Source organism: Streptomyces sp. NPDC030862 (assembly GCF_055571835.1).
In genome coordinates, this window is the sequence record NZ_JBVIEN010000014.1 from 1 (window position 1) to 24,086 (window position 24,086).

A 24,086-nucleotide genomic window follows, 5' to 3' on the forward strand; every position below is an offset into this window, starting at 1 on the left:
GCAGGTCCTAGTCCGGTGACCGCAATCCTGCCGCGTGCCGCAAGCCGGTGCCCTTCAGCCCCGCGGAAGGCGAGCGCTGCGCCGGCACAGCGGGCCAGCGGGCAGCTCGTACGACGCCAGGACAGCCGGGCCCTGCTCTTGGTGCCGATTCGCGCCGACCAGGCCGGCAGCTCGGTGGCGGCGCAGCCCCTACGCGAGGTGCCCGAGGTCGAGGACGCCCGCCTCACCGAGCAGCGGCCCGGCATCGGCAGGGCAGCAGCGCGGCGCCGGACGGCGAACCCGGACCGACCGCGCCCCTCCGCCGGGCCGGGATTCCTCCTCGTCAGCGGTAGCGGCTGAGGGGCTTGGCCGCGTACGTACCGTCGGGCAGTACGGCGTCGGCCAGCTCGAACCTCTCGCAGCGCCCAGTGAGAAAGGGTGTGAGCGATAACCGTTCCCGTCGGCCGTGCTGAACAATCCGGATCGGAAAGCGGGCCCCGCCGCGGGGGCGTGTTCCGGCTCATGAGGGCACCGCCGACGCCGGCTTCCGCCCGGTCCGCCGGGGGGGGCGCAAGGTTCGCTCCAGGGCGGTCACAGGGTGATCAGCAGGAGGAATCCCGCCAGCGTGCCGGCTGTGAGCACCACCCCTACGGCGGTGAATACCGTGTCGACCGTCGTTGAGTCCCAGCCCTGGATCGCGAAGCGGCGGGGGTCTTTCTCGTCGTATCGGACCGTCACAGACGCACCTACGCCCAGGCCACGGGGGGCGGTGGAGCGGCCGAGCCTGGAGGAGTGCTCACACTCGCGGCCGTCGCGGGTCGTCCAGGCGACGACCGGATGGTGGTACGTGGCTCCGTCGTCGTCTCGCCGGGTTTCGTGACGGACGACTCGCGCCTCTGCGGTGACACCGGTGCGACGAAGCGCACTGGCCAGGTGGAGTCCGTACACGCCGAAGCAGAGGAAGACCACGCCGATGGCCAGGGGTATGAGCAAGAAGAGCCGTTCGCGTTCCATATCGTGTCCGACGCGTAAGTATGGGCATCGGTTGCCGGGCAGGAGGCTACCTTCCCCGGTGACCCGCAAACCGACGTACTCGAGGGTTTTGGAGCGTTCTCAGGCGGCACAGCGGGCGCCGCGGCGAGGCGCAGTGCCAGCACGGGCAGGTGTGGCGGAGCGGCAGGCGTGGAACGGCTTTTCCTCCGAGCCGCCGTGCAGCGTCGCGGGACAGAGGTTTTCTCCCTGCCGGAATGAGTGGCGTGTCGTAGGCAGCGGACCTGGACACGGGGACGGCGGCGCGGGCGCTTGTGACTGTTCGACGTAGTCGGCGGGCGAGATACGCGATCGTCGCAGGCCGCTGGGACAACAAAGCGGCGTGGCGCGCGACGGGGCATACGAGGGTCGGAAAGGAGTCCAGGCCCAGGCAGGGTGGGACGGTCGAACGACGCTCCGACGAGCGCACGATGGCGGCAGTCGGCGGGATGGCGCCTGCACGCGCACAAGGGCTGCTGCTCCAGCACACGGCGAGCCGGACGCGGGCCGCCGGCCGGGCTGCCAGGCTGCCAGGCGGCCAGGCGGCCAGGCGGCCAGGCGGAACGGTAAAGCCGCACGCACACCGGCCGGCTCGCGGGGTGTCGTCACCATGCCACCGGCAGGCGGAGAGGAAAGCGGCGGATGGTGTCCGCGTCCCACCGCACCTCCTCGGCGTCGACAACCAGGCGCAGGGCGGGAAACCGGCTGAGCAGCCCTGTGACCGCGCTCTCCAGCTGGGCCCGGGCCATCGGTGCGACCAGGCAGTAGTGGCCGCCCCAGCCGAACGTCATGTGCGGGCGGGCCGGCCGGTCGACGGACGCACGGCGGAGCGATGGCGGCCCAGCGGGCGCGACGCCGGCGCGCAGGACCTCAGCCAGCGAACGCTCCAGGCACGAAGGCGGCGCGCCGCGGCGGCCCCCGCCACGACGGGCGGCAGCGGTGCAACTCGCGCGCCAAAGCATCCCCGGCACGGGCGTCGGAAGCACCTGCCCGGGCAACGGACAGCAGGCGGCAGGGCGGCCCGAGGCGGCGACACCCGTACGACGCGGCCGGCGCATGAGCCAGCGAGAGGCGGCGCGCGGGGGCCCAGCCGGAGGCGACGCGCGGCAGCCCGGCTCCGGCAGAGCGGCGGACGCGGCAGCGCCGCCTCAGCAGGCGCGGCGCCGAGCCGGCACGCAAGGGCCCAGCCGGCAGCCGCCCGGCCACGCGGCGACCCCGGCCACGCGGCGGCTGCCCGGATCCGGCGGGGGCCGTACGGCGGAGGCGGCTGAGCGACACCCGCCGCTCCCGGCCGAGCGCCGAGCGCCAATCGTGGACCGCGCCGCGGCAACAGGACGACGGCCCAACGGCGGCGGCACAGCCCGAGGCCGCCGAACAGCGGCGCGCGGCCCGGGGCCAGCCAGGCCACCTCCCAGCCGGCGCCACCCCGCACACCGCCCGGCCGGCGCCGGGCAGCTCCAGCCAGACCCGCGGACCGCGCGGCGCGGGTCCGAGGACGCCCGGGCCGGATCCCAGGGCCCGGCCGCGGGCAACGCCCAGCACCGCGGCCTGACCGGGCCGGCGCGCCTCCCTTTACCGGGTCTGCCACCAGTGGAGAAGGAGCAGGAACACCCCGCTGCTGACCGCCTTGACGGTCATACGGGTCGCCTCGTCGGCGGCGGGCGGCAGTTCGGACAAGCAGCCCAGGAGGAGGCGGCGAGCGTCGCGGTACCGGTCGTTCACCCGGCCGGATCGGAGGTGGTGGCGGTCGGCGGGGGCACCGACCCGAGACCCGTCGCCACGAGGGCGCCCAGGGCCAGCACACCGGCCGACCACAACACCGACCGGGTGCCGAGGCCGTCCGCCACCCTGCCGCCCGCGAAGGCGCCGAGAGCGATGGCACCGTTGAACACCCCCACGAGCAGGGCCGTCGCGCCCTCCCTCGCTTCCGGCGCCGCCAGGGCCAGCCACGTCTGGGTGCTCACCGACACACCCCCGTAGGCCAGGCCCCACAGGATGAGCAAGAGGCAGGCGCCCGCCACAGACAGCCCGAGCAGCGGCAGCAGCAGCACGGAGGCGGCCAGGGCGGTGCTGATCACCAGCAGCGGGCCGCGCACCGACCGGCCCACCCGGGCGCCGGCCAGGAAGTTGCCGGCGACTCCGGCGATTCCGTACACCAGCAGCAGCGTCCCGATCAGCGAAGCCCTGACGCCCGAGACCTCCTCGAGGAGCGGCCGCACGTAGGTGTACGCGGCGAAGTGGCCGGTCACGAGGAGGGTCACCACCACGAGCCCGGTCGTCACCTGCGGCTTGCCGAGCAGCCGCAACACGCCGCCCAGCGCGACCGGTTCGTCGGCGGGGAGCGGCGGCAGCGACACGGCCATGGCGGCGGTCACGAGCGCGGCCAGTCCGCCGGTGGCGAGGAACGCCGCGCGCCAGCCGGCGAGTTCGCCGGCGGAGGCCCCGGCCGGCACGCCCACCACGGAGGCGATCGCGATACCACTGAAGATCATGGAGGTCGCGGGTCCGGTGGACGTGGCCGGTACCAGCCGCACTCCGAGTCCGCCGGCGAGCGACCATACGCCTCCCATGGCGACGCCGATCAGTACGCGGGCCACCATCATGACCGCGAAGTCGGGCGACCAGGCCGCGAGCACGTTGGCGGCCGCCAGGAGCGCCATGAGGGAGCACAGGACCACGCGGCGGTCGGTCCGGCCGACCGCCGCGGTGATCAGCGGGGCCGACAGCGCACCGATGAGGCCGGTGACGGTGAGCGTCAGCCCGGCGGTTCCCTCGCTCACGTCCAGTGAGGTGCTGATCGGTGTGAGCAGCCCCACCGGCAGCATCTCGGACGTGACCACGGAGAAGGTGCCGGCCGCAACGGCCGTCACCGCGGGCCAGCCGCCCTTTGCAGAGGCCGAGGGGGCGGGCTTTGGTGCCCGCCGGTTGTCCACGTTCGTCATGGCTCCACACAACTGCGGCCCAGGGAGCGGAACAAGCGCGAACTTCTCATGCTTCCATGAGGTGGACTCATCGATAACGCCGCATACGCCACGCGGTGCCGGATGGAAACGGGCCGGGTGGAGGAGCATTGCCATGACAGTCACGAGCCGCGACAGCACGGGCGGAGGGCGGTCACCGGCGAGCACAGTGGAGATCCGCGAGTTGGAGTGCTTCCTGATCCTCGCGGAGGAGCTGCACTTCGGGCGGACCGGGGAGCGGCTGTACGTGTCCCAGAGCCGGGTCAGCCAGTTGATCCGCGGCCTGGAGCAGCGCATCGGCGGACGGCTGGTGGACCGCACCAGCCGGCGAGTACGGCTGACCGTGCTCGGCGAGGACTTCCTCGTCGCGCTCCGCCCGGCCTACGCCGCGCTGCTCGCCACGGTCGAGGACGCCCGGACGGCGGCGCTCGGCCTCAGCGGGACGCTGCGGCTCGGGTTCCAGGGAAGCGTGGGATACGGATTCATGGAGGTGGTCGGGGAGTTCGAGGAGCGGTATCCCGGCTGTGCCACCCGGATCACCGAGTTGCCGCTGTGCGACCCCTTCGGGCCCGTGCACCGCGACGAGGTCGACGTAGCGGTGGTGCTGCTGCCGGTCGAGGAGCCGGATCTCGTGCTCGGGCCAGTTTTCTCCCGCCAGCCGCAGTGCCTCGCGGTGTCCCGCAGGCACCCGCTGGCCGCCCGGGCCGCCGTGGACGCCGAGGAGCTGGCCGGGACACCGCTGGTGGGTGTGGCCGCTCCCGCGCCGGACTACTGGCGCGAGGCGCAGGCGCCCACCCGTACGCCGTCGGGCTCCGCGGTGCCGCAAGGGCCGGTGGTCGGCACCCTTCAGGAGGGCCTGTCGCTGGTGGCGGCCAACCGGGGTGTGATGCTGCTCTGCCGCCCCACCACCGAGTATCACCACCGCCGGGACGTGGCCTACGTTCCGGTGACCGGACTGCCCGACTCGGCGCTCGGACTGGTCCGGCGCGCCGAGCGCGACAACGCGCGGGTCCGGGCTTTCGCCGAGGCGGTGGCCGCTGCGGACGCGGCGCACCGGCTGTAAGCGTCGGTGGTGGCACCGGCCGCGCGCGGCGGCGCGGTCCGTCCTACGTGGGCGCCGACGCGCGCGGCGGCGGGCTGGGCCGGGGGCGGACGATGACAACGACACCGCCGGGTGAGCTCCGTCCGCGCCCGGCCGGACGGCGGACGCGTGGTTCCCGCACGGCGGCCCCGCGGCCCTCGACCTGGCCGGGCACTACCTGCCGTCCGAGTCCAGCGGGATGGGTGCGGGCCGGATCGCCGCGATCTGGTCCTCGCCCCAGACGCCGCCGTCGAAGACGTGCAGGAGTTCGCCGGGGAACCTCATGGCAGGAAGCGTCTGGCGGCCGGCGAGGGAGACCCAGTCGACAGCCAGCCCGCAGGTGACGGGCGCCGTGACGCCGAGCTCCTCCCGCAGCTCGCGGGCAGCGCCCCGCGCGGGGGACTCGCCCTTGTCGACGGCGCCGCCGCCCGGCAGCAGACGGGTGGGCCGGTAGGTCACGCGCTGAAACAGGACCTGCCCGCGCTTGTTGGTGATCAGTGGTGGAGTTAATTGCCCCAGCGGGCCCGGCACCGGCAAGACACCCCTCGATCTTTACGGAACCAGAGTAGGCAGTCGCCGCTCGCCTTGCGCTGGGCAGAGCCGCCGGTGCGCCTTCCGCCCCATGAAGGGCGGCCCGGAAGTGCACAAGGCCGCCACCACGACGCTGATGGGCTACATCGTGACCGGACAGTAGACGACGGCCTCCGCAGCCGACCGACACCCACAAGAGGCCGTGGAGCCGGGAGGGCCGCCACCCGGGCGGGTAACGGCCCTTGCGCAGGCCGACGGGCCGTTACGGGGGCGGGGATGGACTCCACATCGGCGCCGCCGCAGCCGGCCGCGATGTCCAGCAGCCGCTCCCGCTCCGCCTCATCCACCGCCAGGCCCCACCGCAGCTTCGTCGCAGTCCACTTCGCGCCGTTCCGGCACAACTCCTCCGCCGACGGCGGAAGCCACTGCGCACGGCGGCAAGGACGGCCTCGAACCGCGCGAGAACGCTGCGGCTGGCGGCCGGGGCGACCATGCCGCGCTCGGTCATCATCATCGCGAGCGCCGCGCCGAGCCGAGAGGCTCGTGGCCATCACGCTGTACAGCCGTTCCGGTGCGCCGCTTCGGCTTCGCCGTACGGCCGGCGCATTCTTCGCCGCCTCCGGACGGCGAGCAGGGCCTGGCGCACGCGGCCGACGCCGCTAGCTCGGTCGTCACGCGATCACCGCCCCGGCCACCTCGCCGTCCGGCGGGTGCGCGGCGAGCTCGGGCAGCCAGCCCGTCCGCGGCGCGGCGACGGCCTGCTCGGTGCGTACCGCCTGCTGCTCGCGCAGCTGCGCCAGCCGCGCCGCGAGCAGGTGGTGGTCTCGTAGGGCGCGGCCGGTCTCTTTGATCCTGCGGCCGGTGACCGGCTCGCCGTGCCGCTCGCGCGCCTCCGCGGTCGCCGGCACCTACCACACCGGCCCCCCTTTAGCAGAGTGCGCCAAACCTTAAGGCGATGCATCGTTTGCTATAGGCTATAGGTAAGTGGCTTCTTGCCGTAGGCGTACTGAGAATAGGTGATGGTTGTGGTCCGCGCAGGACTGAGCCCGGAGCGGCTGACGCTCGCCGGCGCGGAACTCGCCGATGAGGCCGGTTTCGACCAGGTGACCCTGTCCGCGCTCGCCCGGGGTTTCGGCGTGAAGCCGGCGAGCCTGTACGCGCATGTGAAGAACTCCCACGACCTCAAGACCCGGATCGCGCTGTTCGCGTTGGAGGAACTCGCCGACCGGGTCGCCGACGCCGTGGCCGGGCGCGCGGGCAAGGACGCCCTGACGGCCTTCGCGAACGCCTACCGGGACTACGCCCGAGCGCACCCCGGCCGATACGAAGCAGCGCGGTACCGGCTCGACCCGCAGACCGCTGCCGCCAGCGCCGGCGTCCGGCACGCGCAGATGACTCGGGCGATCCTTCGCGGCTACGAGCTGGCCGAGCCGGACCAGACGCACGCGGTCCGCATGCTGGGCAGCGTCTTCCACGGCTACGCCTCCCTGGAGGCAGCCGGCGGCTTCGACCACACCGACATCGCCGCGCAGCAGTCCTGGGCCTGGACCCTGGACCGCCTCGACATCGCATTGCGGAGCCGGTCCACCACCTGACCGGTCGCGTCACCCGCGACAGCTTCTCCATACCGACCTGACACCCCGCCCCAGGCTTGAGGCAATGAGCACCGAACAGAACCTGATAAACACCCCCATCACCGCCGACTTCCTGCACGGACACCTCGACGTGGAGGAGACCGCCCACGGCCTGCTGCCGCACCGGCTGCCTGCCTGGGCGCGCCGCCAGATCCCCGACGCCCTGCTGGCCGTGGCCGAGGCTCAACCCTCCGGTGTCCGGCTGGCCTTCCGTACGAGCGCCACCACCATCCACCTGGACACCCTGCCGACCAAACGCGTCTACCGGGGCTACCCGCCCCCGCCGGACGGCGTCTACGACCTCCTGGTCGACGGCCGCCTCACCGCCCAGGCCACCGTGGACGGCGGGAACCTGCGCACCATCACCGACATGCAGACCCAGACCGCGGAATTCACCCCGGGCCCCGCCGGCACCGCCCACTTCACCGACCTCCCCTCCGGCGAGAAGGACATCGAGATCTGGCTCCCGCACACGGAGATCACCGAGGTCATCGCCCTGCGCACCGACGCCCCCGTCGAGCCGGCCCAGAAGACCGGTCGCCGGGTGTGGCTGCATCACGGCAGCTCCATCAGCCACGGATCCAACGCCGTCTTCCCCAGCACCATCTGGCCCGCGCTGGCCGCCTCCGCAGGCGATGTGGAGCTGATCAACCTCGGATTCGGCGGCAGCGCATTGGTCGACCCGTTCACCGCCCGCGCGATACGCGACACCCGTGCAGACCTGATCAGCCTCAAGCTCGGCATCAACGTCGTCAACAGCGACGCCATGCGCCTGCGCGCCTTCGCCCCCGCCGTCCACGGCTTCCTCGACACCATCCGCGAGGGCCACCCCACGATCCCCTTGCTCCTGGTCTCCCCTGTCCTGTGTCCGACCCACGAGAACACCCCAGGACCTCTCATGCCGGACCTCTCCAGTGGAACCCTGAAGTTCAAGGCCACCGGTGATCCGGCCGAGACCGCCGCCGGACGGCTGACGCTCACGATCGTCCGCGACGTCCTGGCCGACATCGTCAAGCAGCGGTCCGCCGAGGACCCCAACCTCCACTACCTCGACGGACTCGACCTCTACGGCGAGAGCGACCACGACGAGTTCCCCCTGCCGGACGCGCTCCACCCCAGCCCCGAAGGACACCGGCGCATCGGCGAGAACTTCGCCAAGCTCGTCTTCGCAAACAACGGGCCCTTCGCCATCACGACTGGCTGACCCGGATAGGTGAAGAGCGGCGACGCGGGAGCGGGACTGACGCACCGGCCCGCACACGCGGCCGCCGCACGATGCCGGTCGACGCGGCCCGAGCCCGCGGCCGTACGACGGACGCGCGGCGGAACGGCAGTCGGCGGCGGGAGAAGTCGGGCAACAGCCCAGCGAGAGACGGCGACCGCACGGCAGGCGCGGCCAGCGGGGCCGGGCGGCAAACGGCTGACAGGGAGCAGCGGAGCGGCAGGGCGCGGGGGGGGCAACGCCCGAACGGCGCCTGGACGACCGGCCCCGACCCCCGGCGACAGGTACCCGCCGAGCGGTGAGCGATCCCCTGGCGGTACTCACCGGACTCGGCGAGATCTGCCGGACCGGACCTCCCCCAGCCCCGGGCCGGCTCAGGTTGGCGTGCGCGCGCCAGCAACGCTCGGTACCGCGCCGCCGGCAGCATCACCTGGGTGCTGCCGCCTGCGTCTGCACCGCGCAGGCCGCATGCAAGGAGGCCACTCCATGACCCTGACCCAGCGCATTACCCAAGCCGCCGGATGAGAGGACCGTAGCCCTGGTGATGTACGGCTACTTCGCCGAGCCCAACGGGGGCACAGGGAGGGGCAGCCCCGCCAGGATGCCGGTAACGCCGTCGAGGCCGGGGATTGGGAGCCTGCCGGCGGGGGCCTGCGGAGCGGCTTGAGCGGGGGCGCCGAGAGCGACTGCGGCAACTGCAACAGCAACAGCAACCGCAGCGGTGGCCAGGATCTTCTACATGCCTAGCGCAACGAGGGCCACCGGCATAGGCCACGTCCCGGTCTGGACCTGCGGCGGGTGTGCTCGTGCGGCGGCGGCCAGATCCGGTAGATGCTGGTCACCGAGCTTGGTGTCGCTGGCGCGGATACAAACACGCGCCCCGCGCCGGAGGCGGTGCGGGGCGCGTGCGCAGTGCGGCGTGTCGCGGTGCGGCCTACCTGATCGACTGGGAGGCGCTCGGCGAGAACGGTCTGGCGGAGCTCGAACGCGTACCGGACAGGGCCCTGACCGGCTGGCGCTGCCGTAGGCCGCGACCAGCGCCTGCGAGGCGGACTAGGGCCTGTACGGCGGATCATGCGACTTTCCGACTGGTCACTCGTTGGTTGGGGCATGGGCCGGGGGGATCTCGAATCGCGAGTGGTCGCTGCTGGAGCCGCATCTGCCACCTTCAGGTGGTCCAGGTGGTCCAGGTGGTCCAGGCGGCCGGTGGAACCATCACCGCACCGTGATCAATGGGATCACGTTCCGGGTCCGGACCGGTGTTCCGTGGCGTGACCTGCCAAAACGCTACGGCTCATGGAAGACCGTCTATGAGCGGCATCGCCGCTGGTCGGCGGACGGCACCTGGGGCCGGCTGCTGCAGGCGGTCCAGGCCGACGCCGACCTCGCCGGCCGGATCGACTGGTCGATGGTCGGCGTCGACTCGACGTCCTGCCGGGCCCACCAGCACGCGGTCGGCGCCCGCAAGGCCAAGCCACGGGTCCCGAAAAAAGGACGACGCCCCGGCACCACCGCCCCGACGAGGGACTCGGTCGGGGCGGTGGTGCCGGGGCGGCCTGACCTCCAAGATCCACCTCGCCGGCGAAGGCGGCTGTCGCCCCATGGCCCTCCTGCTCACGCCGGGTCAGTGGGGCGACACCCCACAGCTGATCGAAGTGCTGGACTGGATCCGGGGGTTCCCCGGCCCCCTGGGCGGACGACCCCGGACACGGCCCGGCCATGTCAGCGGCGACAAGGCATATAGCTCCCGCCGAAACCGCACCTACCTGCGAAGTCGCCACATCCGGCACACCATCCCGGAACCGAAGGACCAGCGGGCCAACCGGCGACGCCGAGGCAGAGAAGGCGGCGGACCCACCGGCTTCGACCGTGACCGCTACCGGCGCCGCAACGAGGTCGAGCAGACCATCAACCGACTCAAGAACTCCCGCGCTGTCGCAACCTGGTACGACAAGAGGGCCTACGTCTTCACGGCACCGTCACCGCAGCAGCCATCCGCTTATGGCTCCGCCCATGATCCGCCGAACAGTCCCTCATCCACTCGCACCGAGTCAGTTGCCAGTCGCCTTACGAGCATCGTGAGCCCGCCCCGCGATGATCGCGCCGATCACGACGGCCAGTACGTACACGGTGATGCTCGCGGCGAAGCCTCCTGGTAGCCAGCCCAGCAGGCCGGCGTTGTCGTGGTCGACGAGCTGGCGAATCGCGCCCTGGGCTCCGATAACGAGCAGCGCCATACCGAGCGCCTGATAGAGGCCGTATTTCATGGGATCCTCTCAGTCTTATTGAGTTTTACCATGCGATTGCACTGTAACCCGACGATGCTCGGTTTTACAATGCGATCGCATGGTGAAGGTAGCGAGGAAGGCGGCGGTACCGTGCCGAAGATCGTGGATCACGAAGCGCGCAGGACGCGCCTCGTCGAGGCCGTCTGGTCACTGGCCGTGCGCGGCGGCCTCGAGCAGGTGTCGCTGCGGAAGGTCGCCGAGGAGGCGGGCGTCTCGATGGGCCAGATCCAGCACTACTACTCCTCGATGCAGGCCCTGATCCGCGACGCCCTCGACCGAGCCGTACGGGCCGTCAACGCCACCATCGAGAACGCGGTCACCGCCGCCGACACGACCAGTCCGGAGGCCGTTCTCCGCGCCTGCCTCTACGCCCTGATCAGCCCGGCCCAGGAGAGTACCCGGCTGATGCGCTTCGCGCTGGCGGCCGCGGGCCGGGCAGTCTCCGATCCGACGATGGCCAAGGTCCTGGCACCGGGCGACGACGAGCTGCTCACCTTCACCGCCGGCCTCATCACGGCAGCCCGGGAGGAGCGGGGCAGCAAGCCGCGCTGCGAGGAACGTACCGACGCCGATATCTGCTGGTCCCTCGCCACCAGCCTCGGCGTGGACATCGCCCTCGGCTACCGCACCCCAGAAGCCGCCGAACGTCTCCTCGACCACCACATCGAGCAGGTCCTTCGCTAGGGCCTATGTAGCGGCCCTTGCCGGCACCCCGCACCCCTGCGCCGGTGGCACCGCCCCATGCCCACCGACAAGATCCGCCGGACAGGCCCTAGCCGGTCGTGGAGGCCGACGCCCTCGATCCGGGTTGATGCCGGGGGGAAGAGCGCGATCACTGGCCCGCAAACAGCCCGCGCTGACCGGTACGGCCTGCCGCCTGGTCCGGGAGTACGAGCGTCCCGGACCGGAGTCGTTGACCGAAGTTCCCTCGTGCGGCTACGGCGCCGGCACGTACGTCACCGTAGCCCCCGGGCAGTGCGCGGCCGCGGTGGCCAGGGCCAGGATCTCGGCTTCGTCCACGGTGAGCTGCCAGCGGGCCTTGGTCGCCGTCCAGTCCGCGAGGTACGCGCAGTGCTGACCGGCGGCCGGCGGCATCCACTCGGCCGGGTCCTGATCCTCCTGCGGGCTCTCGCGGAAGCCGGACGTGCCCCAGAGCCCAGCCGAAGCTGCCTCTACCTCGGCGTGCGCCAGGTGAATGCCGGCCTGCCCAGTGATGGTCTCCTCGCCAATGCCGGTGCTGCGCTCGCCGGTCCCACTGACCACCCGGTTCACGCTGCCGTCCTTGCTGGTGAGCTTCACCTGCTGGGTGTGGGACAAGCTGGTCTTGGCCTTGACGGTGACCGTGGCGCGGCGGGAAGACTGATTTCGGCCGTGTTGTCCTGCTGAGTGATGTAGGCGTCCAACATGGGGTTCCCTCGTGTAGGAGCGGCTGCTCGGTGCGTGATCACCGCGCACGCTAGCCACGCCGGAGCCGGCCCATCGAACCCCAGAGCCGGATTACCGCGTTCGAGTAATGCCGGCTCTCGAACTGCCGATCGCCCCTGAGCCTGCGCGTCAGAGGTTGCGGTTAAGGGCAGCAGGGACTGGCTGACGAAGTTGGGCATAGCCCAGCCGAGAAGGCCGGTGACCGGGCCGAGAAGACCGCCCACGCCCCGCCCAATGCAGCGCCGCGGCAATGGTTGGAGCGGTCGCTGATACCCGGCTCTTCCGACACCCCGCTGGCACCATGGGTGCCTGCAGCACGCCGGGGGGAGGCCGGTGCTTCCGGGGGCCCACAGTGTGCGCTGCGTGGACTGGGAGTTCCTGCCGTCTGCCGAGCGCGAGGCATCGAAAGCCTCCGCGCGAGCCCGGTGCAAGGGCCCGTCCCAGCCTTGTCCCCCTGCTCGACCGACATGCTCTGTCCCATCGTGCGAGTTTCCCGGGGCAGCGCCTTCGGCTCAACCAGAATCTGCCACGCCGGACCTGCGAACGTAACTGGGGACGTTCATCCGTACGCAGTTGGGGATCTCAGGTCGTACGCCGACAGCTCGTCCAGGTCCGGCAGCGGCACAGCAGGCAGGCTGGCCAGATCCGCCTGCGCGGCATGGCACAGCGCGGAGCGGTTGGGTTCACTGCCCGTCGGCCACGCACAGGGGTCAACAGCCGCGCACCGGCCGCCGAGCTCCCCCGCATTGGTGCCCCCTGAGGCATACGCGTGGTGCGGGCCCGACACACAAGAAGCGTGTTTGTCCGAGTTGTCCCTTACGCAGTACTGTCCGGGCGATGCCGAGGAGGTTCCGAATGCGACGAGTGGTCCGCCGTGTGACGCTGGCCGGCCTATTGGTGGCGTGTTGCCTGGCTGTCGCCGCCTGCAACGGAGAGGAGGGTGAAGACGAACCGACTGCGAGCCCATCGCCGGAAGTCACCACCGAGACCACTCCGGAAACCGAACAGCCCACAGACGCACCCCCGCCGGACGTGCCGCCCCCCACAGACGGCGGCGGAGACCCCAACGTGCCTCCCCCTCCCCCTCCACCCACCGGCGAGGTGCCGAAGCCCGACGGCACCGATGGTCCCCCAACTGACGGCATCACCCCAGGCGCCGCCCGGCCGTGAGCAACCCGGCGAGCGAGAGACGGGATTCCGGGCGCGATACCGCCTCCACGGCGATCCTGAAACTTGTCGTCGCGGAGGCGTCCTTCATCGCGGCGCTGATGTTTTACGTGGGACTGATCTACACCAGCCGCTACTACCGCAACTTCCATCTGTCGCCCTCCTCCCTCGGCTTCGGATTCTCCGAATACGTCGTTGAGAGTCTGCAAGTGCTGTCGCGCCCGGTCCTCATCGCTGCTGTCGCTCTGCTTCTGCTCACAAGTGCACCGCACTTCATCAGGCGTCTTCCGGTGTCCAGCCGCCTCAGGCGGGGCGCCGCAGCCGTGTGGGGTGTCGTGGCAAGGCAGTACTGGCTAGTCGTGGCGGCCGGCCTTGTGCTCTTCGTGTTCTGGTCGCGCATCGAGCCGTACTGGGCTGCTCCGGCCACGGTGGCCGCCGGTCTGCTGATGGGGCAGAGCGCGCCCGCGCTGCGTGGCAGGGGGCAGAGGCTGCTGGACAGGGCCGTGCCGCTCTTCGCTGCTCTGGCGTTCCTGCTTCTCGCCATCACCCTGCTTGCGGCACAGCTCGGCGATCGCGAGGCGAAGCAGGCGGCGCGCCATGTCGTCCGCTGGCCCGGGGTCATCCTCTTCAGCACCGAGCCTTTGAGCCTGAGAGGCCCGTCCGGCCTCAGGGCCGAGGACCTAGGCACAGGCATGCATCTGCGCTACCGCTACTCGGGTCTGCGGCTGCTCATCCAGCGCGAAGGCCGCTACTACGTGGTTCCCGTCGGGTGGAATGCGGCGACCGACTCCGTATACATCTTCCGGGAGAACGACACAATGCGGATCGAACTGACGCCGGGCGTCCGGCGGGCCTAGGACCAGCAGGCGACGGCAGCCCTCGCCCAGACCGACAGCTGGATCGCAGTCGAAGAGCGACGCGAGGCGGAACGGCACCGGGGTGCGGACATGCGACCACCTCCGCCCGAGCGATGCCGGGCCCTTGTCCGGCCGGAGCGGGCTGGACAGCGGCGAGAGGGGAGCCGCCTGCCTTTCCCCGCCGTGCTGCTCTCCGGCGCCCAGGCGGGCGGTCTCCCGAGCTGCGATACCCGCGATAGTGCGGTAGCGGGCAGCGGGGTCGTCAGTGGCGAGCGCGTGATGAAGGAGGCGCCGGGCTCGCTGATGGGCAGCGCCGATGAGGAACGCCACCGACCGATCGGTCACCAGCGGTTTGCACAGGCTCGGCCCCAGCCCTTCCACGTCGGCGTGGTGGCGCACGAAGATGTCAGACGCACCGGGTGGTCCTGGTCTTCCGGACAGAAAAACACCCGCAGTTCTCCGTGCCATCCCACCTTGAGCCCTGGGTCGCCGCCGCTGTCCACGGTGAGCAGCAGCTGCATCCGGGCCCCGCATCGGCAGTCGAGGGGCGTGAAGTCGGTGAGGTGCCAGCTGGGCCACCCGCCGGCCTTCCAGCCGGGCAGGCAGCCGAGCACCCGGTGGTAGTCGGTCCCTTGCTCACCGGCCCATGCCTCGATGTGCTCGTACAGCTCCGCCAGCAGCTCGTCCTGACCGGGTAGGTCGAGCACCTCCACGCGGTCGAGCCGGCACGGTGCTGGGAGGTACACGTCGTTGGCGCCCTCGGGTGCGGACGGCCCCTGGGCCAGGGCGCCGGTCTCCGCCGAGTTCCGGTACCGCAGCTCCACCACCGCTGCCCCTCCGGTTCTGAGTTGATCCTGCGTCACCACAGGAGCTGCAGGAGATCGGTCCCGGACGGCCAGTGCAGTGCCGGTGCGCCCCGGGAGTAGAGCAGAAGCACCGGAACCATCGGCAGTCCGTCGCCGGCCACAGGCCGCGGCACGAGCCGGACCCGTTCCCAGGCGACCAGGTCCAGCGATCCGCCGTCCATGATCCGCGACTGGGCCTCGGCTTCCTCGGCGGTCAGCACGTGCGCGTCCCCCGGCCGGTGCCGCTGCCTACGGTTCCGCTGAATGCTCTGCCACACCTCCCGCTTCTGCCACACCTCCCGCTCGGCATCGGTCAGCTTCTCCCGCACGGACAACCAGGTGTGGTTGCCGGCAGCGCGGCCACGGCTCGTCGGCCGGCCACAGGGGCGCCCCGCCCACCGAGCTCTCGTACGGGCCGGGGCTTCCGGTAGAGGGCCTGAGGAGGGGCCCGGGGCGTACGTACGACGCCAAGGAGGGGAACTGGTTCAGGAGTTCGGCAACGGTGACGGTCGGTGCGGTCATCCAAGCCGGCCAGGCCTGTCCGGCGGATCACGGTCGAAGGGGCCGCCGTGATCCGCCGGGCATGGTGGAGGCGCTGGCGCAGGAAGCCGTCGTCGCGGCGTGCACGCTCGCCGACGCCGCCGTCCCGTCGCGGTGGACCGTGAGCGCGGTGGAGGACGTGGCCGCTGCCCTCCAGGTCCTGGCCTGTGCGCTCGCCCAACTGGAGGAGGAGTGCGCGGAGATCCTCGCCGTCGTGCCTGTCGCTGCGGCCGCCGTCGTGGAGCGCTCGGAGCAGACCGGGGCTGGACCCGGCTCGAGGGAGGCTGTCGGCAGCAGGACGGCGACCGGAACGAGTGCGGCGCTGCGCCAGGCGCTCGCTGCGCACGGCCTGACCCGGCACCGTGTCCACCAGCTCGGAGCCGCGCCCGTCACGGTGACGCTGGTGACGTCCGAGGAGCGGGCCCCGGCCGTCCTCCTCATCAGAGGCATCGCTGCATGTTCTGCCTGCCCTACGAGCAGGTGTTCAGCGGTAGGGGCTGAAGTGGCCGAAGCGAGCCAGCAGCCTCCGTGCCGCATCCTCGTTCAGCCCGAGGGCGGCGACGGCCTGATCGACCGTCGTCTCCTGCCGGGCATCGCGGGCCGGCCAGTACCCCAACCGTACGGCGGTCACCTCCAGACGGCGCGCAGCCCGCAGGGCGGCCAAAGGGGACGTTCTCGTCAGCTTCTCGATCTCCTCCTCCAGCTGGGACAGCAAGGAGGTGACCGCCTCCGGCAGGGCCACGGCCGAGGCCTCCACCTCGATGGTGTGCGCATCCCAGTCCATCTGGCACGCGTCTGCCGTGCCCGCTCCTGCCTCCGCCAGCTCCTGCTCGCCGATCTCGTCCCAGTCCAGGGTGTGCTCCGTGCCGGTCCAGCCGCACGAGCACACCGCGCGCAGCCCGGCCGCGCGCGGCCCGTGCGTGATCCGGCCGTCGTAGACGCTCCACTGAGCGACCGACTCCCCACCCCCACCGGAGCCCGTGTCGAAGAGGACGGGTGCCGGGACGGTCCCGTCGGCCAGGAGGACACCCACCGCGCCCTCATGCGAGGCGCCGAACTCGTCGGTCGTCCACGTCTCCCGCTCACCCATGCCGCTCCTCCAGCCGCTTCGCCTGTCCGCCCACGCGCACCCGGTCACGGGATGCCCGAGACGACGATGCCGCATGCCCGGCGGCCGAACCGGCGAAAACACCTATCAGGTGACCCTGTGGACCCCGGCACACGCTGCCGCGCCGGACCTGTGGGCAGTCGGGCTCCCTCGTAAAGGTGCTTGGCGCACAGCCTGAGCAGCACATCGCCAAGCCCGAGTTCGTAGGCCTGGTCGTCACGGCTGTGGACGAGGGCACTGTACGCACCCATGGCTGACTCCAGGAGCAGTGGGTGGCCTCACGCATCACGCCGATGTGTCACAGCTTCCTGGGCGCTGGCCTAACCAGCAGCATGATCGACCGGACAAGTCCTAGGCGTACGGGTCGAAGGGGACGCCGGCCGGCTTGGCCTTCGCCAGGTGGTCGGCGAAGCTGCCGTCCTTCAGTCCGAAGTGGGCGCTGCCGAAGTCCGCCCGGCTGAGCTTCTCGCGGAGGCCGGGCGGGTAGCCGTCCCAGCCGATGAGTGCGGGGAACTGCCAGGTGCCCTGGTGGTTCTCGGGCGGCTCGTCGTTGCCGTTGGCGGCGCGGAAGCAGTGGGTACCGATGCCGTCCTTGTGGTAGACGATCTTCGGGTGGGTGCCGTCCCAGCGGATGGCGTCCCGGCCGTGGACGGTGAAGGAGCCGTGGTTCGAGGTGGAGACATACTGGGCCTGCCCGTTCTGGATCCAGACGACGACGTGCTCCCAGTCGTGGCGGTGGCCGCCGAGACCGCTGCCCCAGACCGCCTGGTCCTTCTCGAAGTAGAGGCCGTAGAGGACCGCGCACCAGCCGTTGTCGCAGAGCGCGCGGGAGTAGCCGTTGGTCTGGGTGAGGTCCCAGGAGTCGCGGCACTGGCTGCTGACCGTGCCGGACGGGTTGAGTCCGGGGTTGAGGGTGCCGTCCGGGCCGATCGCGGCCGTCGGGTAGCAGCCGTCGGTGTCGTAGTCGTAGGCGGGCTGGAAGGTCTGCTCCAGGGCGGACGCGTTCGCGGGAAGCGGGGGCGGCGGTGCGGCGAACGCGTGTCTTGGGAACGCGAGGAGGAGCGCGAGGGCGGCGCCGAGGACGGCGGCCCCCTTCGTGACGCGGCGCGAGGTCTTCAACTCCGGCTCCTTGCGGGGGTCGAGGCGATGGGGTGAGGGGTCGCACCGCGTACGGGACGGTGGACCGGACGATCGCGCGCTGACATGCCCACTCCAAGCCAACCTCAAACGGTCGGCACCCGCCCGACGACTACGAACGTCCCGATCAGGAGTGCCGGGCAACGATCACCGGACGCCCCAGGAAAGGACGGATGACCGTGACGGGACGGAGAGGAGAACCGGGCGTGGAGGGCGCAACCGGGCCGGCTGACGGACCCGCACGGCCGCCCGGGACTGGTCGGCGCGGGCGCGCGGCCGCCGACCGGAGGGACGCGGGCGGTGGCGGGAGCGGGTTCTCATCGGGAGCGCCGCAGTAACCGGCGGGGGCTCTTCCGCCGGATCGCGCCCGACACGCCCGGGCGGATCGGGAGCCTCCTGGAGTCTTCCTCTTCTGGGCCGGGTCCTTCGACGAGCTCCTTGCCCTATGCGCGGCCGTCCTGCGCGCTCGGCTCGCCCTGGCCGCGGCGGTGGTGGCGGTCCTAGCGTGGGGCGTCGCCCTCGAGCCGGTGCTGCTGCCCGCGCGGGCACCCTCCGCCGGGGAGTGGGCGCTCGTGGTCGAGATGGACAAGGACCATGCGCTCAGGTTTCTCGGACGCCTGCCTTCCAGTGCCCGTACGGTCCGCTCGGACGCGGCCGACCGTGCCCGCCTGGAGGGGAGCAGACCATGACCGTCATCGCTGCCGAGACCGGGGAGACTGACGAGGCTGGGGAGAAGCTGGACTGGGACGAACGCTGGGTGAAGGTGCTGGAGCGCATCACCCTCACGCCGCGTTCGCGCTCGCGGTGTTAGGCGGCTTCGGTCTGCTGGCCACGCTGGGGGTTTCCGGCATCTGGTCGGGCTTCCTGCCGTTCCGTACGGATCGGCACCTCGTGATCGACGCCCCAGTGCTGATCGCGTACGGGATCGTCTTCTACGGCGTTCACTGGGGCATGATCCCCACCGTGTACCCGCAGACCGTCTCGTGGTGGATCTGGCACACCGTTCTGGTCACGCTGCTGTGCACGCTCCTGCCGGCCGTGCCCGCCGCGGTCGCAGCCCGGATCGACAGGTTCCCCGATCCGGCCCCGGCGAAGTGGAAGCCGAGCCCTGGCCCGACGGTTACGCGGCCCGGTTGACCGAGGGCAGGCCGAGCGGCGCCAGTGGACTGACGGTCAGGGCGTGTCGCCGGAGTAGTAGAGGCGGCAACTGATGCCGGGGCCGGGCGAGCGGGGCTCGTCGGGGCGCGGGTCGTACAGGGCGCGGCCGCCGGGCCACCGCGACAGCTCGGTGGGAAGGGCGACGCCGTCGTCGACTTCCTCGGTCCGCCAGCCGTGGATGTCCAGCAGCAGGCCGTCCAGCGGACCGCCGACCAGCTCTGCGTAGGTTCGGTGCGACAGCGGGCCGGGATTGGGATGGTCGTGTTCCTGGCCGTAGACCCGGCCGCGCAGCAGCTGCTCATCTCCGTTCATCCGACCAGCCTTCCAGGCACCACTGACAACGCGGTCCGGGCGGCCGGTCCCGGCTGTGAGGCGTTCCTCTTCACCACGGCTACCGGGTGGCCCCGAAGAGCTCGCTCGGCAGTTGTCGGGATGATCCATGATCAAGTTGGTGTGTCGGTCGTGAAGGCGTACACCCTAAGCGGGTCGAGGTGCAGTTCGTGGGGGCCCATGCAGTCAGCGGCAAGAGTGGCCACGAGTGCCCCGCACACGCACGCCATGTTGCGGCCTCGAGTGCCAAGCGGTCCGCAGCACCCGTGATGGATGCCGGGGGACCCGGTCAGCTGCAAGCTGGGCACGTCCTCCGGGTGCACGATCACGGAGTTCTTGGGTCCCGAGCCGTGGGGCGCACCCTTCGTGGCAGGCGCGGTGTGGGCCAGGCCGGCTCCCAGCGCCAGGCCACCCACCGCTCCGCATGCGCGAACAGGCCGGAGCGTTCGGTGAGCATCGCGAGGACCTCGTCGCGGGCCGCGTCCACGGCCTGGTGCTCGGTGTCGGTGACGATGCCGAGCCTCCGCACGTGCGCGTACTCGTCTTCGTCCTTCCACTCCCAGCTGGTCAGGCCGGGGTCGACGACCAGGTCCACGGTGAGGTCGAAGGTGTCGAACCCGTCCGTCGTACGGCGGGTGGGGTGCTCGAAGTTTACGTACCAGTTCCGCAACCCGCCGGCGGTGTAGAAGGCGTTGACGCTGAACCACGCCCCCGGCGGCTTCCACAGCAGCAGCTCGGTCTCCTGCCACACCGCGTCCGCGAGCTCCCACACGCCCCTCGCCATCGCGTCGAACGCCTCCGTCCGCACCGACCGGTCACCCTCGTCACGGGCCTTGACGTACAGGGCCGGCCAGCGGGTCTCCGCTCCCGGCGAGCAGGCGGCCACCAGGGCCTCGCTGGTGTCGGCGACGACGCGCAGCGCGTGCTCGCTCCACACCCGGCCCGTACGGTGCACGTCGCGCCGTACGACCGTCTGGCCCGTCTCGAAGCTGCGCATCACGCCTCCCTCCCAGGTCCCGGCCGGCGTCCGGCCAGGTTTGCCCACCACCTCATCGCGACCCGGCGGTGGCGGGCAAGCCGCCGTCCGGGGCCGGCTTGCCCAGGCTCGCCCTGGGCTTGCCCGCGGCTACCGGCGCCACCCGCGGCGCTTGCGAGGCGTTCGGCTTCGGCCCGAGCGCGCGCCGCGTCCGCGCACGGGCCACACAGGTCGTCACCCGCGCTGCGCCACCCAGACTGGTGGATCAACTGCCAGCGCGCGTCGGTGAACGTGGCTCCGCAGCGCGTGCACACCGGCCGCTGTGCTTCCCGCTCGGCGGCCTCCCGCTCCGCCTTCCGCCGCCGGTACCAGCTCCCACTGCACCGCGCGCAGCCGGTCGGCGTCCGGGGTGTCCAGGGCCTCGCGCGGCGTCTGCCAGTCCTCGCGGCCGAGACCGCGCCACACCGCGCCGGCGGCCCCGGCCGGGTCGGCGGTAATCCGCTCCAGCTCGGTGACGACCACGGGCACCGCCCGGTGGTAATCGACGGCCGTAATGCCTCGCTCCTGCCCGGATAGGCAGTGCCGGCGAAGTACGCGCTGGCGGCGTGCTCCAGGCGCCGCATCTGGCCTTCCGCTGCGCCACCGTCTTTCCCATGAACATGAACGCGACGGGCACGTAGCCCTCCCGGCCCGTCGCCGGGTAGACCCGCGACCAGGCCGCCCTCTCCTTGGTGGGGGCGGCTCGGGTGCCAGGAGGTCGAACCACTCGTGGTAGCGGCGGAGCTTGGCCATCAGTTCGTCGACGGGCTCGTTGACGCGGTCGACCTCCAGGAGCATCGCGGGCACTCCGGCGTCCGGGGCGCGCATCGTCAGGTCGGCGTACTGGGTATAGCCGTAAGGAAGCTTGAGCCCGCTGGAACATGCCGAGGGCCGTGAGCACTTCCTGCCTTCGCACTCCGGTCGGCTTCCATGCCTCTGTCGGCCTAGGAGGGTTGTCGAACACGTCGCGACCCGTTGCCCGCGGAGGCTGACCTGCGGATATGCGTCCTGCGGGCGAAGTGGCCGTGGAGGGGGCGATGGAGGGGCCCGTGGAAGGGACCTGCGGGACCTGGTCCACGTCGTCGAAGGGCCGGCGGTCGAGGGCGGCGCGGTGCTCGTGGGCGGGGTCGGGCGTGAGTTCGGCGGGCACGGTGTCCTCGGCTTTCTCCAGCCTGCGGGCGGGGTCGGAGATCGTCCGGCCCACGCGCGGATCTGCGCACGGGCCGGAGCCACCGTGAGAAGCCACCCCTTCGCCGCGGTCCGACGACCGTCGCCCACAAGTGTCCGTGCTCGCCTTGACTGCCCCTTGACCGGACGGGTTTGTCCGTACTCGACGCCATACCCGTCCGGGCGGGACTCAGCGAGCGGGGCGCGCGCTGGACAGCGAGGAGCCGAGCCGCCAGTCCGAGGGCAACTGCGGCAGAGGCGCGGGCGACGGTCGGCTACCTGCGGCTGCTGGAGACGCTGGACGACACACCGCGCGGCCATGGGGGCCGGCCAGCTCGCCGCGGACCTGGTGCAGCGGATTCCGGCGGAGTAGTGGAGTAGCGGTGTGCCCTGCGAGGGCGGGCCCGCCTCACGCCGTGTCGGGCCCGTCGGGGCTGACGATGGCGCGAGGCATCGGTTCCTACGCACAGCGACGGTGCGGGAGGGCGAGATCTCTCCCCAGCAGGCTCGTCGCGGGCCGGTGCTCGGCATCGCCGGGAGCGATGGCGAGCGTGGTCAAGGGGAAACATCGGAAACTCGTCTCTGGTCAGATGCAGAGTGAGCCTCCGCCAACTTGAAGTCGCACGTCAAAGAGCAGGTGTGCCCGACTGTCGGGGCGGTCGGTCCGCCGGTTTCTGCTCGCTGCGGCCGGGCGGCCTTCCACGTTCCTGTGCATGCCACAACGGTCATCGGTGGGACGGGGACTTCACACCCGTTGACGTCCTCAAGATCCTCGCTGTTCGTGGCGGAGGGTGCGCAGCCGTTCGCGGGTGGCAGTGGGGAGGTCTGCTACCACGCAGTCCCAGGCGTGGTGGAGCATGTCGGTGAGGTCGTCGTCGGGCATCGTGTCGTCGTTCAGGTGCACGGTGAGCCAGTGCCAACGGCGGCCTTGGTACCACGGGCGTACGGCCGCGTGCTGCTCGCACAGGTGCAGGGCGAGCTGGGGTTCGCACTTGACGGTGACCTGGTCGGGGTGGGTCCTGGTCGCTGCCGCGAGCATGGCGAAGATGCTGCCGCCGACCTTGTAGACGGGCCTGTTGGGACCGTACGGCTCCTCCTCCGTCACCTCCGGCAACGCGAGGGCGAGCTCCGCGACGTCCTCGGGAGTCATGGTGATGTCCTTCGTGCGGGCCTGGTTCTCAGGGCCGCTTCAGCGGTAGTCGTCCGGGTTCGGTGCCTGTCCGGTGCGCATGTAGTCCTGGAAGTAGCGGACGGAGTCGGGGGCCGATCCGTCGGCGTCGGTGAAGCCGTACTGCCTGGCCAGTGTGCCGACGGACAGGGAACCGCCGTTGAAGCGGGCCACCTCCGGGTCGGCGGCGAGCGCGGTGACGGCCCGGGCGGTGAAGAGCGGGGTCTCGGAGATGGCGAACGTCGGGTCCACCTTGCAGCCCTCGCGCCAGTTCTCCTCCGTGGTGTGGAACGCCTCGAGCATCGCCTCGGTGCGCATCCAGCCCGGGGCCAGGCCCAGTGCCGTACAGCCGTACTCCTTGATCTCCTCGGACAGCGCCCACGTCATCCGGAACGGCGCGAACTTGGCGAGGTCGAAGGCGAACGGAGCACGGTAGTGGGTGCCGTTGAACTCCTCGGTGCCGTCGGTGAGCTCCACGACCAGGCCGCCGGGCCGGCGGATCAGCAGGGGCAGGAGGGAGTGGCTGGTGACGTAGGAGGTCTCGATGCCGAGCCGCAGCATGCGCAGGCCGTTGTCGAGATCGCAGTCCCACATCTTCTTGCCGCGCTCGACGAGGTGCTCCGCGCCCCAAACGGCGTTGACCAGGATGTCCAGCCGGCCTTGCTCCTGGTCGATGCGCTCGGCCAGCGCCCGCACCTGCTCCGCCTGGAGGTGATCAACCACGACGGGGATGCCCCTGCCGCCGGCGGCGGTGACCAGCTCGGCGGTCTCCTCGACGGTCCCGGCCGGGCGGCCCGATCCGCCCGCCTTGCCGCGGGTGGAGCGGCCGGTCACGTAGACCGTGACACCGGCCCGGCCGAGCTCGACGGCGATCGCCTTCGCCCCGCCGCGGCTCGCCCCGGTGACCAGCGCCACCTTCCCCGCCAGCGCCTTGCCTTCGTCGTGGTTCATGTGGGTCTTTCCTTGTTGGCCAAAGATGGTGAACGGAGTACGGTCCGCGCCCCGGTGTGTCGAACCCCGTTCGTCCGCAGCGGCTGCGCGGACCAGGGGTGTTTCACCCGTTCTTGCCGGCGGCGCTGATGCAGAAGGGCTGGCCGGAGGGGTCGAGCAGTACGGTCCAGTGCTTGCCGCCGGGCTGGTGGGCCGGCTTGGCGGCGCCGAGGCCGACCAGTCGCCGCTCGGCGGCCTCCACGTCGGCGAAGGCCAGGTCGAGGTGGAAGACGAGCTCGTCCTCGGGCCAGTTCGGCGCCTTGAAGGACTCGGCGGTGTAGAAGACGTAGCTGGTCGTGCCATCGCTGATCAGGGCCGCGGTGTCCCCGAAGGTCTGGGTGACCTTCCAGCCCAGGGCGGCGGCGTAGAAGGCGGCAAGTGCCTTGCCGTCGTGCCCCCAGAAGGCCGCACACTTCACCGCACCGGTAGCGGCTGCGTTCTTCTCCGTCATGGCG

Annotated in this window: 25 protein-coding genes and 1 pseudogene; 9 read left to right on the plus strand and 17 right to left on the minus strand. The window is 71.3% G+C overall.

Annotated features, from left to right (window positions below; all coding sequences use genetic code 11):
- Nucleotides 1-141: 141 nt before the first annotated feature.
- On the plus strand, nucleotides 142-339 hold the full coding sequence (locus ACZ42X_RS30380; RefSeq protein ID WP_468296738.1) for a hypothetical protein: 198 nt from the start codon (nucleotides 142-144) through the stop codon (nucleotides 337-339).
- 231 nt (nucleotides 340-570) lie between these two features.
- Here ACZ42X_RS30380 and ACZ42X_RS30385 read toward each other — a convergent pair whose 3' ends face one another.
- The 3 genes from ACZ42X_RS30385 to ACZ42X_RS30395 all read right to left on the minus strand — a co-directional run bounded on the left by ACZ42X_RS30385 (nucleotide 571) and on the right by ACZ42X_RS30395 (nucleotide 3,878).
- Nucleotides 571-993: a DUF3592 domain-containing protein gene (locus ACZ42X_RS30385; protein ID WP_468296740.1), complete on the minus strand. Its 423-nt coding sequence runs from the start codon at nucleotides 991-993 to the stop codon at nucleotides 571-573.
- 620 nt (nucleotides 994-1,613) lie between these two features.
- Entirely contained in the window at nucleotides 1,614-1,799 is a 186-nt protein-coding gene (locus ACZ42X_RS30390; protein WP_468296742.1) for a hypothetical protein, read from the minus strand.
- Nucleotides 1,800-2,726: 927 nt separating this feature from the next.
- Entirely contained in the window at nucleotides 2,727-3,878 is a 1,152-nt protein-coding gene (locus ACZ42X_RS30395) for an MFS transporter (RefSeq protein WP_468297051.1), read from the minus strand.
- Between the two features lie 205 nt (nucleotides 3,879-4,083).
- On the opposite strand from ACZ42X_RS30395, the gene ACZ42X_RS30400 reads away from it, so the two are divergent.
- Entirely contained in the window at nucleotides 4,084-5,031 is a 948-nt protein-coding gene (locus ACZ42X_RS30400) for a LysR family transcriptional regulator (RefSeq protein WP_468296745.1), read from the plus strand.
- Between the two features lie 192 nt (nucleotides 5,032-5,223).
- Here the strand turns inward: ACZ42X_RS30400 and ACZ42X_RS30405 are convergent, their stop codons facing one another.
- Together ACZ42X_RS30405 and ACZ42X_RS30410 are read right to left on the minus strand one after the other, a co-directional pair.
- A complete protein-coding gene (locus tag ACZ42X_RS30405; protein WP_468296747.1) occupies nucleotides 5,224-5,580 on the minus strand; it encodes an NUDIX domain-containing protein in 357 nt (118 codons plus the stop codon).
- 671 nt (nucleotides 5,581-6,251) lie between these two features.
- Nucleotides 6,252-6,488, minus strand: coding sequence for a hypothetical protein (locus tag ACZ42X_RS30410; protein ID WP_468296750.1), 237 nt, complete (start codon nucleotides 6,486-6,488; stop codon nucleotides 6,252-6,254).
- A gap of 117 nt (nucleotides 6,489-6,605) precedes the next feature.
- On the opposite strand from ACZ42X_RS30410, the gene ACZ42X_RS30415 reads away from it, so the two are divergent.
- The 3 genes and pseudogenes from ACZ42X_RS30415 (at nucleotide 6,606) to ACZ42X_RS30425 (ending at nucleotide 10,453) form a co-directional block, all read left to right on the plus strand.
- On the plus strand, nucleotides 6,606-7,175 hold the full coding sequence (locus ACZ42X_RS30415) for a TetR/AcrR family transcriptional regulator (RefSeq protein ID WP_468296753.1): 570 nt from the start codon (nucleotides 6,606-6,608) through the stop codon (nucleotides 7,173-7,175).
- 64 nt (nucleotides 7,176-7,239) lie between these two features.
- On the plus strand, nucleotides 7,240-8,418 hold the full coding sequence (locus ACZ42X_RS30420; protein ID WP_468296755.1) for a GDSL-type esterase/lipase family protein: 1,179 nt from the start codon (nucleotides 7,240-7,242) through the stop codon (nucleotides 8,416-8,418).
- A 1,128-nt stretch (nucleotides 8,419-9,546) separates the two neighbouring features.
- A pseudogene (locus tag ACZ42X_RS30425) lies at nucleotides 9,547-10,453 on the plus strand (IS5 family transposase).
- A 34-nt stretch (nucleotides 10,454-10,487) separates the two neighbouring features.
- Here ACZ42X_RS30425 and ACZ42X_RS30430 read toward each other — a convergent pair.
- Complete coding sequence (locus tag ACZ42X_RS30430) at nucleotides 10,488-10,703, minus strand: hypothetical protein (protein WP_468296758.1); 216 nt, start codon at nucleotides 10,701-10,703, stop codon at nucleotides 10,488-10,490.
- 111 nt (nucleotides 10,704-10,814) lie between these two features.
- Between ACZ42X_RS30430 and ACZ42X_RS30435 the strand changes: the two genes are divergently transcribed.
- A complete protein-coding gene (locus ACZ42X_RS30435) occupies nucleotides 10,815-11,408 on the plus strand; it encodes a TetR/AcrR family transcriptional regulator (protein WP_468296761.1) in 594 nt (197 codons plus the stop codon).
- A 252-nt stretch (nucleotides 11,409-11,660) separates the two neighbouring features.
- Here the strand turns inward: ACZ42X_RS30435 and ACZ42X_RS30440 are convergent, their stop codons facing one another.
- Nucleotides 11,661-12,041 (minus strand): hypothetical protein, encoded by a 381-nt coding sequence (locus tag ACZ42X_RS30440; RefSeq protein ID WP_468296763.1) that lies wholly within the window; start codon nucleotides 12,039-12,041, stop codon nucleotides 11,661-11,663.
- Nucleotides 12,042-13,315: 1,274 nt separating this feature from the next.
- Here ACZ42X_RS30440 and ACZ42X_RS30445 point away from each other — a divergent pair.
- The gene (locus ACZ42X_RS30445) at nucleotides 13,316-14,173 is read left to right on the plus strand and encodes a hypothetical protein (protein WP_468296765.1); all 858 of its coding nucleotides are present in this window, start codon (nucleotides 13,316-13,318) and stop codon (nucleotides 14,171-14,173) included.
- Nucleotides 14,174-14,514: 341 nt separating this feature from the next.
- On the opposite strand, the gene ACZ42X_RS30450 is transcribed toward ACZ42X_RS30445, so the two are convergent.
- The 4 genes from ACZ42X_RS30450 to ACZ42X_RS30465 all read right to left on the minus strand — a co-directional run bounded on the left by ACZ42X_RS30450 (nucleotide 14,515) and on the right by ACZ42X_RS30465 (nucleotide 17,785).
- The gene (locus ACZ42X_RS30450) at nucleotides 14,515-15,000 is read right to left on the minus strand and encodes a hypothetical protein (RefSeq protein WP_468296768.1); all 486 of its coding nucleotides are present in this window, start codon (nucleotides 14,998-15,000) and stop codon (nucleotides 14,515-14,517) included.
- Between the two features lie 32 nt (nucleotides 15,001-15,032).
- Nucleotides 15,033-15,347: a hypothetical protein gene (locus ACZ42X_RS30455; RefSeq protein ID WP_468296770.1), complete on the minus strand. Its 315-nt coding sequence runs from the start codon at nucleotides 15,345-15,347 to the stop codon at nucleotides 15,033-15,035.
- 695 nt (nucleotides 15,348-16,042) lie between these two features.
- Entirely contained in the window at nucleotides 16,043-16,648 is a 606-nt protein-coding gene (locus tag ACZ42X_RS30460) for a hypothetical protein (RefSeq protein ID WP_468296773.1), read from the minus strand.
- 369 nt (nucleotides 16,649-17,017) lie between these two features.
- A complete protein-coding gene (locus ACZ42X_RS30465; protein WP_468296776.1) occupies nucleotides 17,018-17,785 on the minus strand; it encodes an NPP1 family protein in 768 nt (255 codons plus the stop codon).
- Between the two features lie 703 nt (nucleotides 17,786-18,488).
- Between ACZ42X_RS30465 and ACZ42X_RS30470 the strand changes: the two genes are divergently transcribed.
- Nucleotides 18,489-18,614, plus strand: coding sequence for a hypothetical protein (locus tag ACZ42X_RS30470; protein ID WP_468296778.1), 126 nt, complete (start codon nucleotides 18,489-18,491; stop codon nucleotides 18,612-18,614).
- Between the two features lie 80 nt (nucleotides 18,615-18,694).
- The gene (locus ACZ42X_RS30475) at nucleotides 18,695-18,940 is read left to right on the plus strand and encodes a hypothetical protein (protein ID WP_468296780.1); all 246 of its coding nucleotides are present in this window, start codon (nucleotides 18,695-18,697) and stop codon (nucleotides 18,938-18,940) included.
- A 36-nt stretch (nucleotides 18,941-18,976) separates the two neighbouring features.
- Here ACZ42X_RS30475 and ACZ42X_RS30480 read toward each other — a convergent pair whose 3' ends face one another.
- The 6 genes from ACZ42X_RS30480 to ACZ42X_RS30505 form a co-directional block, all read right to left on the minus strand.
- The gene (locus ACZ42X_RS30480) at nucleotides 18,977-19,273 is read right to left on the minus strand and encodes a hypothetical protein (RefSeq protein WP_468296783.1); all 297 of its coding nucleotides are present in this window, start codon (nucleotides 19,271-19,273) and stop codon (nucleotides 18,977-18,979) included.
- A gap of 343 nt (nucleotides 19,274-19,616) precedes the next feature.
- Complete coding sequence (locus ACZ42X_RS30485) at nucleotides 19,617-20,288, minus strand: ribonuclease FAU-1 family protein (RefSeq protein ID WP_468296785.1); 672 nt, start codon at nucleotides 20,286-20,288, stop codon at nucleotides 19,617-19,619.
- Nucleotides 20,289-20,501: 213 nt separating this feature from the next.
- Nucleotides 20,502-20,795, minus strand: coding sequence for a hypothetical protein (locus ACZ42X_RS30490; protein ID WP_468296788.1), 294 nt, complete (start codon nucleotides 20,793-20,795; stop codon nucleotides 20,502-20,504).
- 1,441 nt (nucleotides 20,796-22,236) lie between these two features.
- The gene (locus ACZ42X_RS30495; protein WP_468296791.1) at nucleotides 22,237-22,623 is read right to left on the minus strand and encodes an MmcQ/YjbR family DNA-binding protein; all 387 of its coding nucleotides are present in this window, start codon (nucleotides 22,621-22,623) and stop codon (nucleotides 22,237-22,239) included.
- 39 nt (nucleotides 22,624-22,662) lie between these two features.
- On the minus strand, nucleotides 22,663-23,592 hold the full coding sequence (locus ACZ42X_RS30500; protein ID WP_468296794.1) for an SDR family oxidoreductase: 930 nt from the start codon (nucleotides 23,590-23,592) through the stop codon (nucleotides 22,663-22,665).
- Between the two features lie 103 nt (nucleotides 23,593-23,695).
- Nucleotides 23,696-24,082: a VOC family protein gene (locus ACZ42X_RS30505; RefSeq protein ID WP_468297054.1), complete on the minus strand. Its 387-nt coding sequence runs from the start codon at nucleotides 24,080-24,082 to the stop codon at nucleotides 23,696-23,698.
- Between the last annotated feature and the right edge of the window lie 4 nt (nucleotides 24,083-24,086).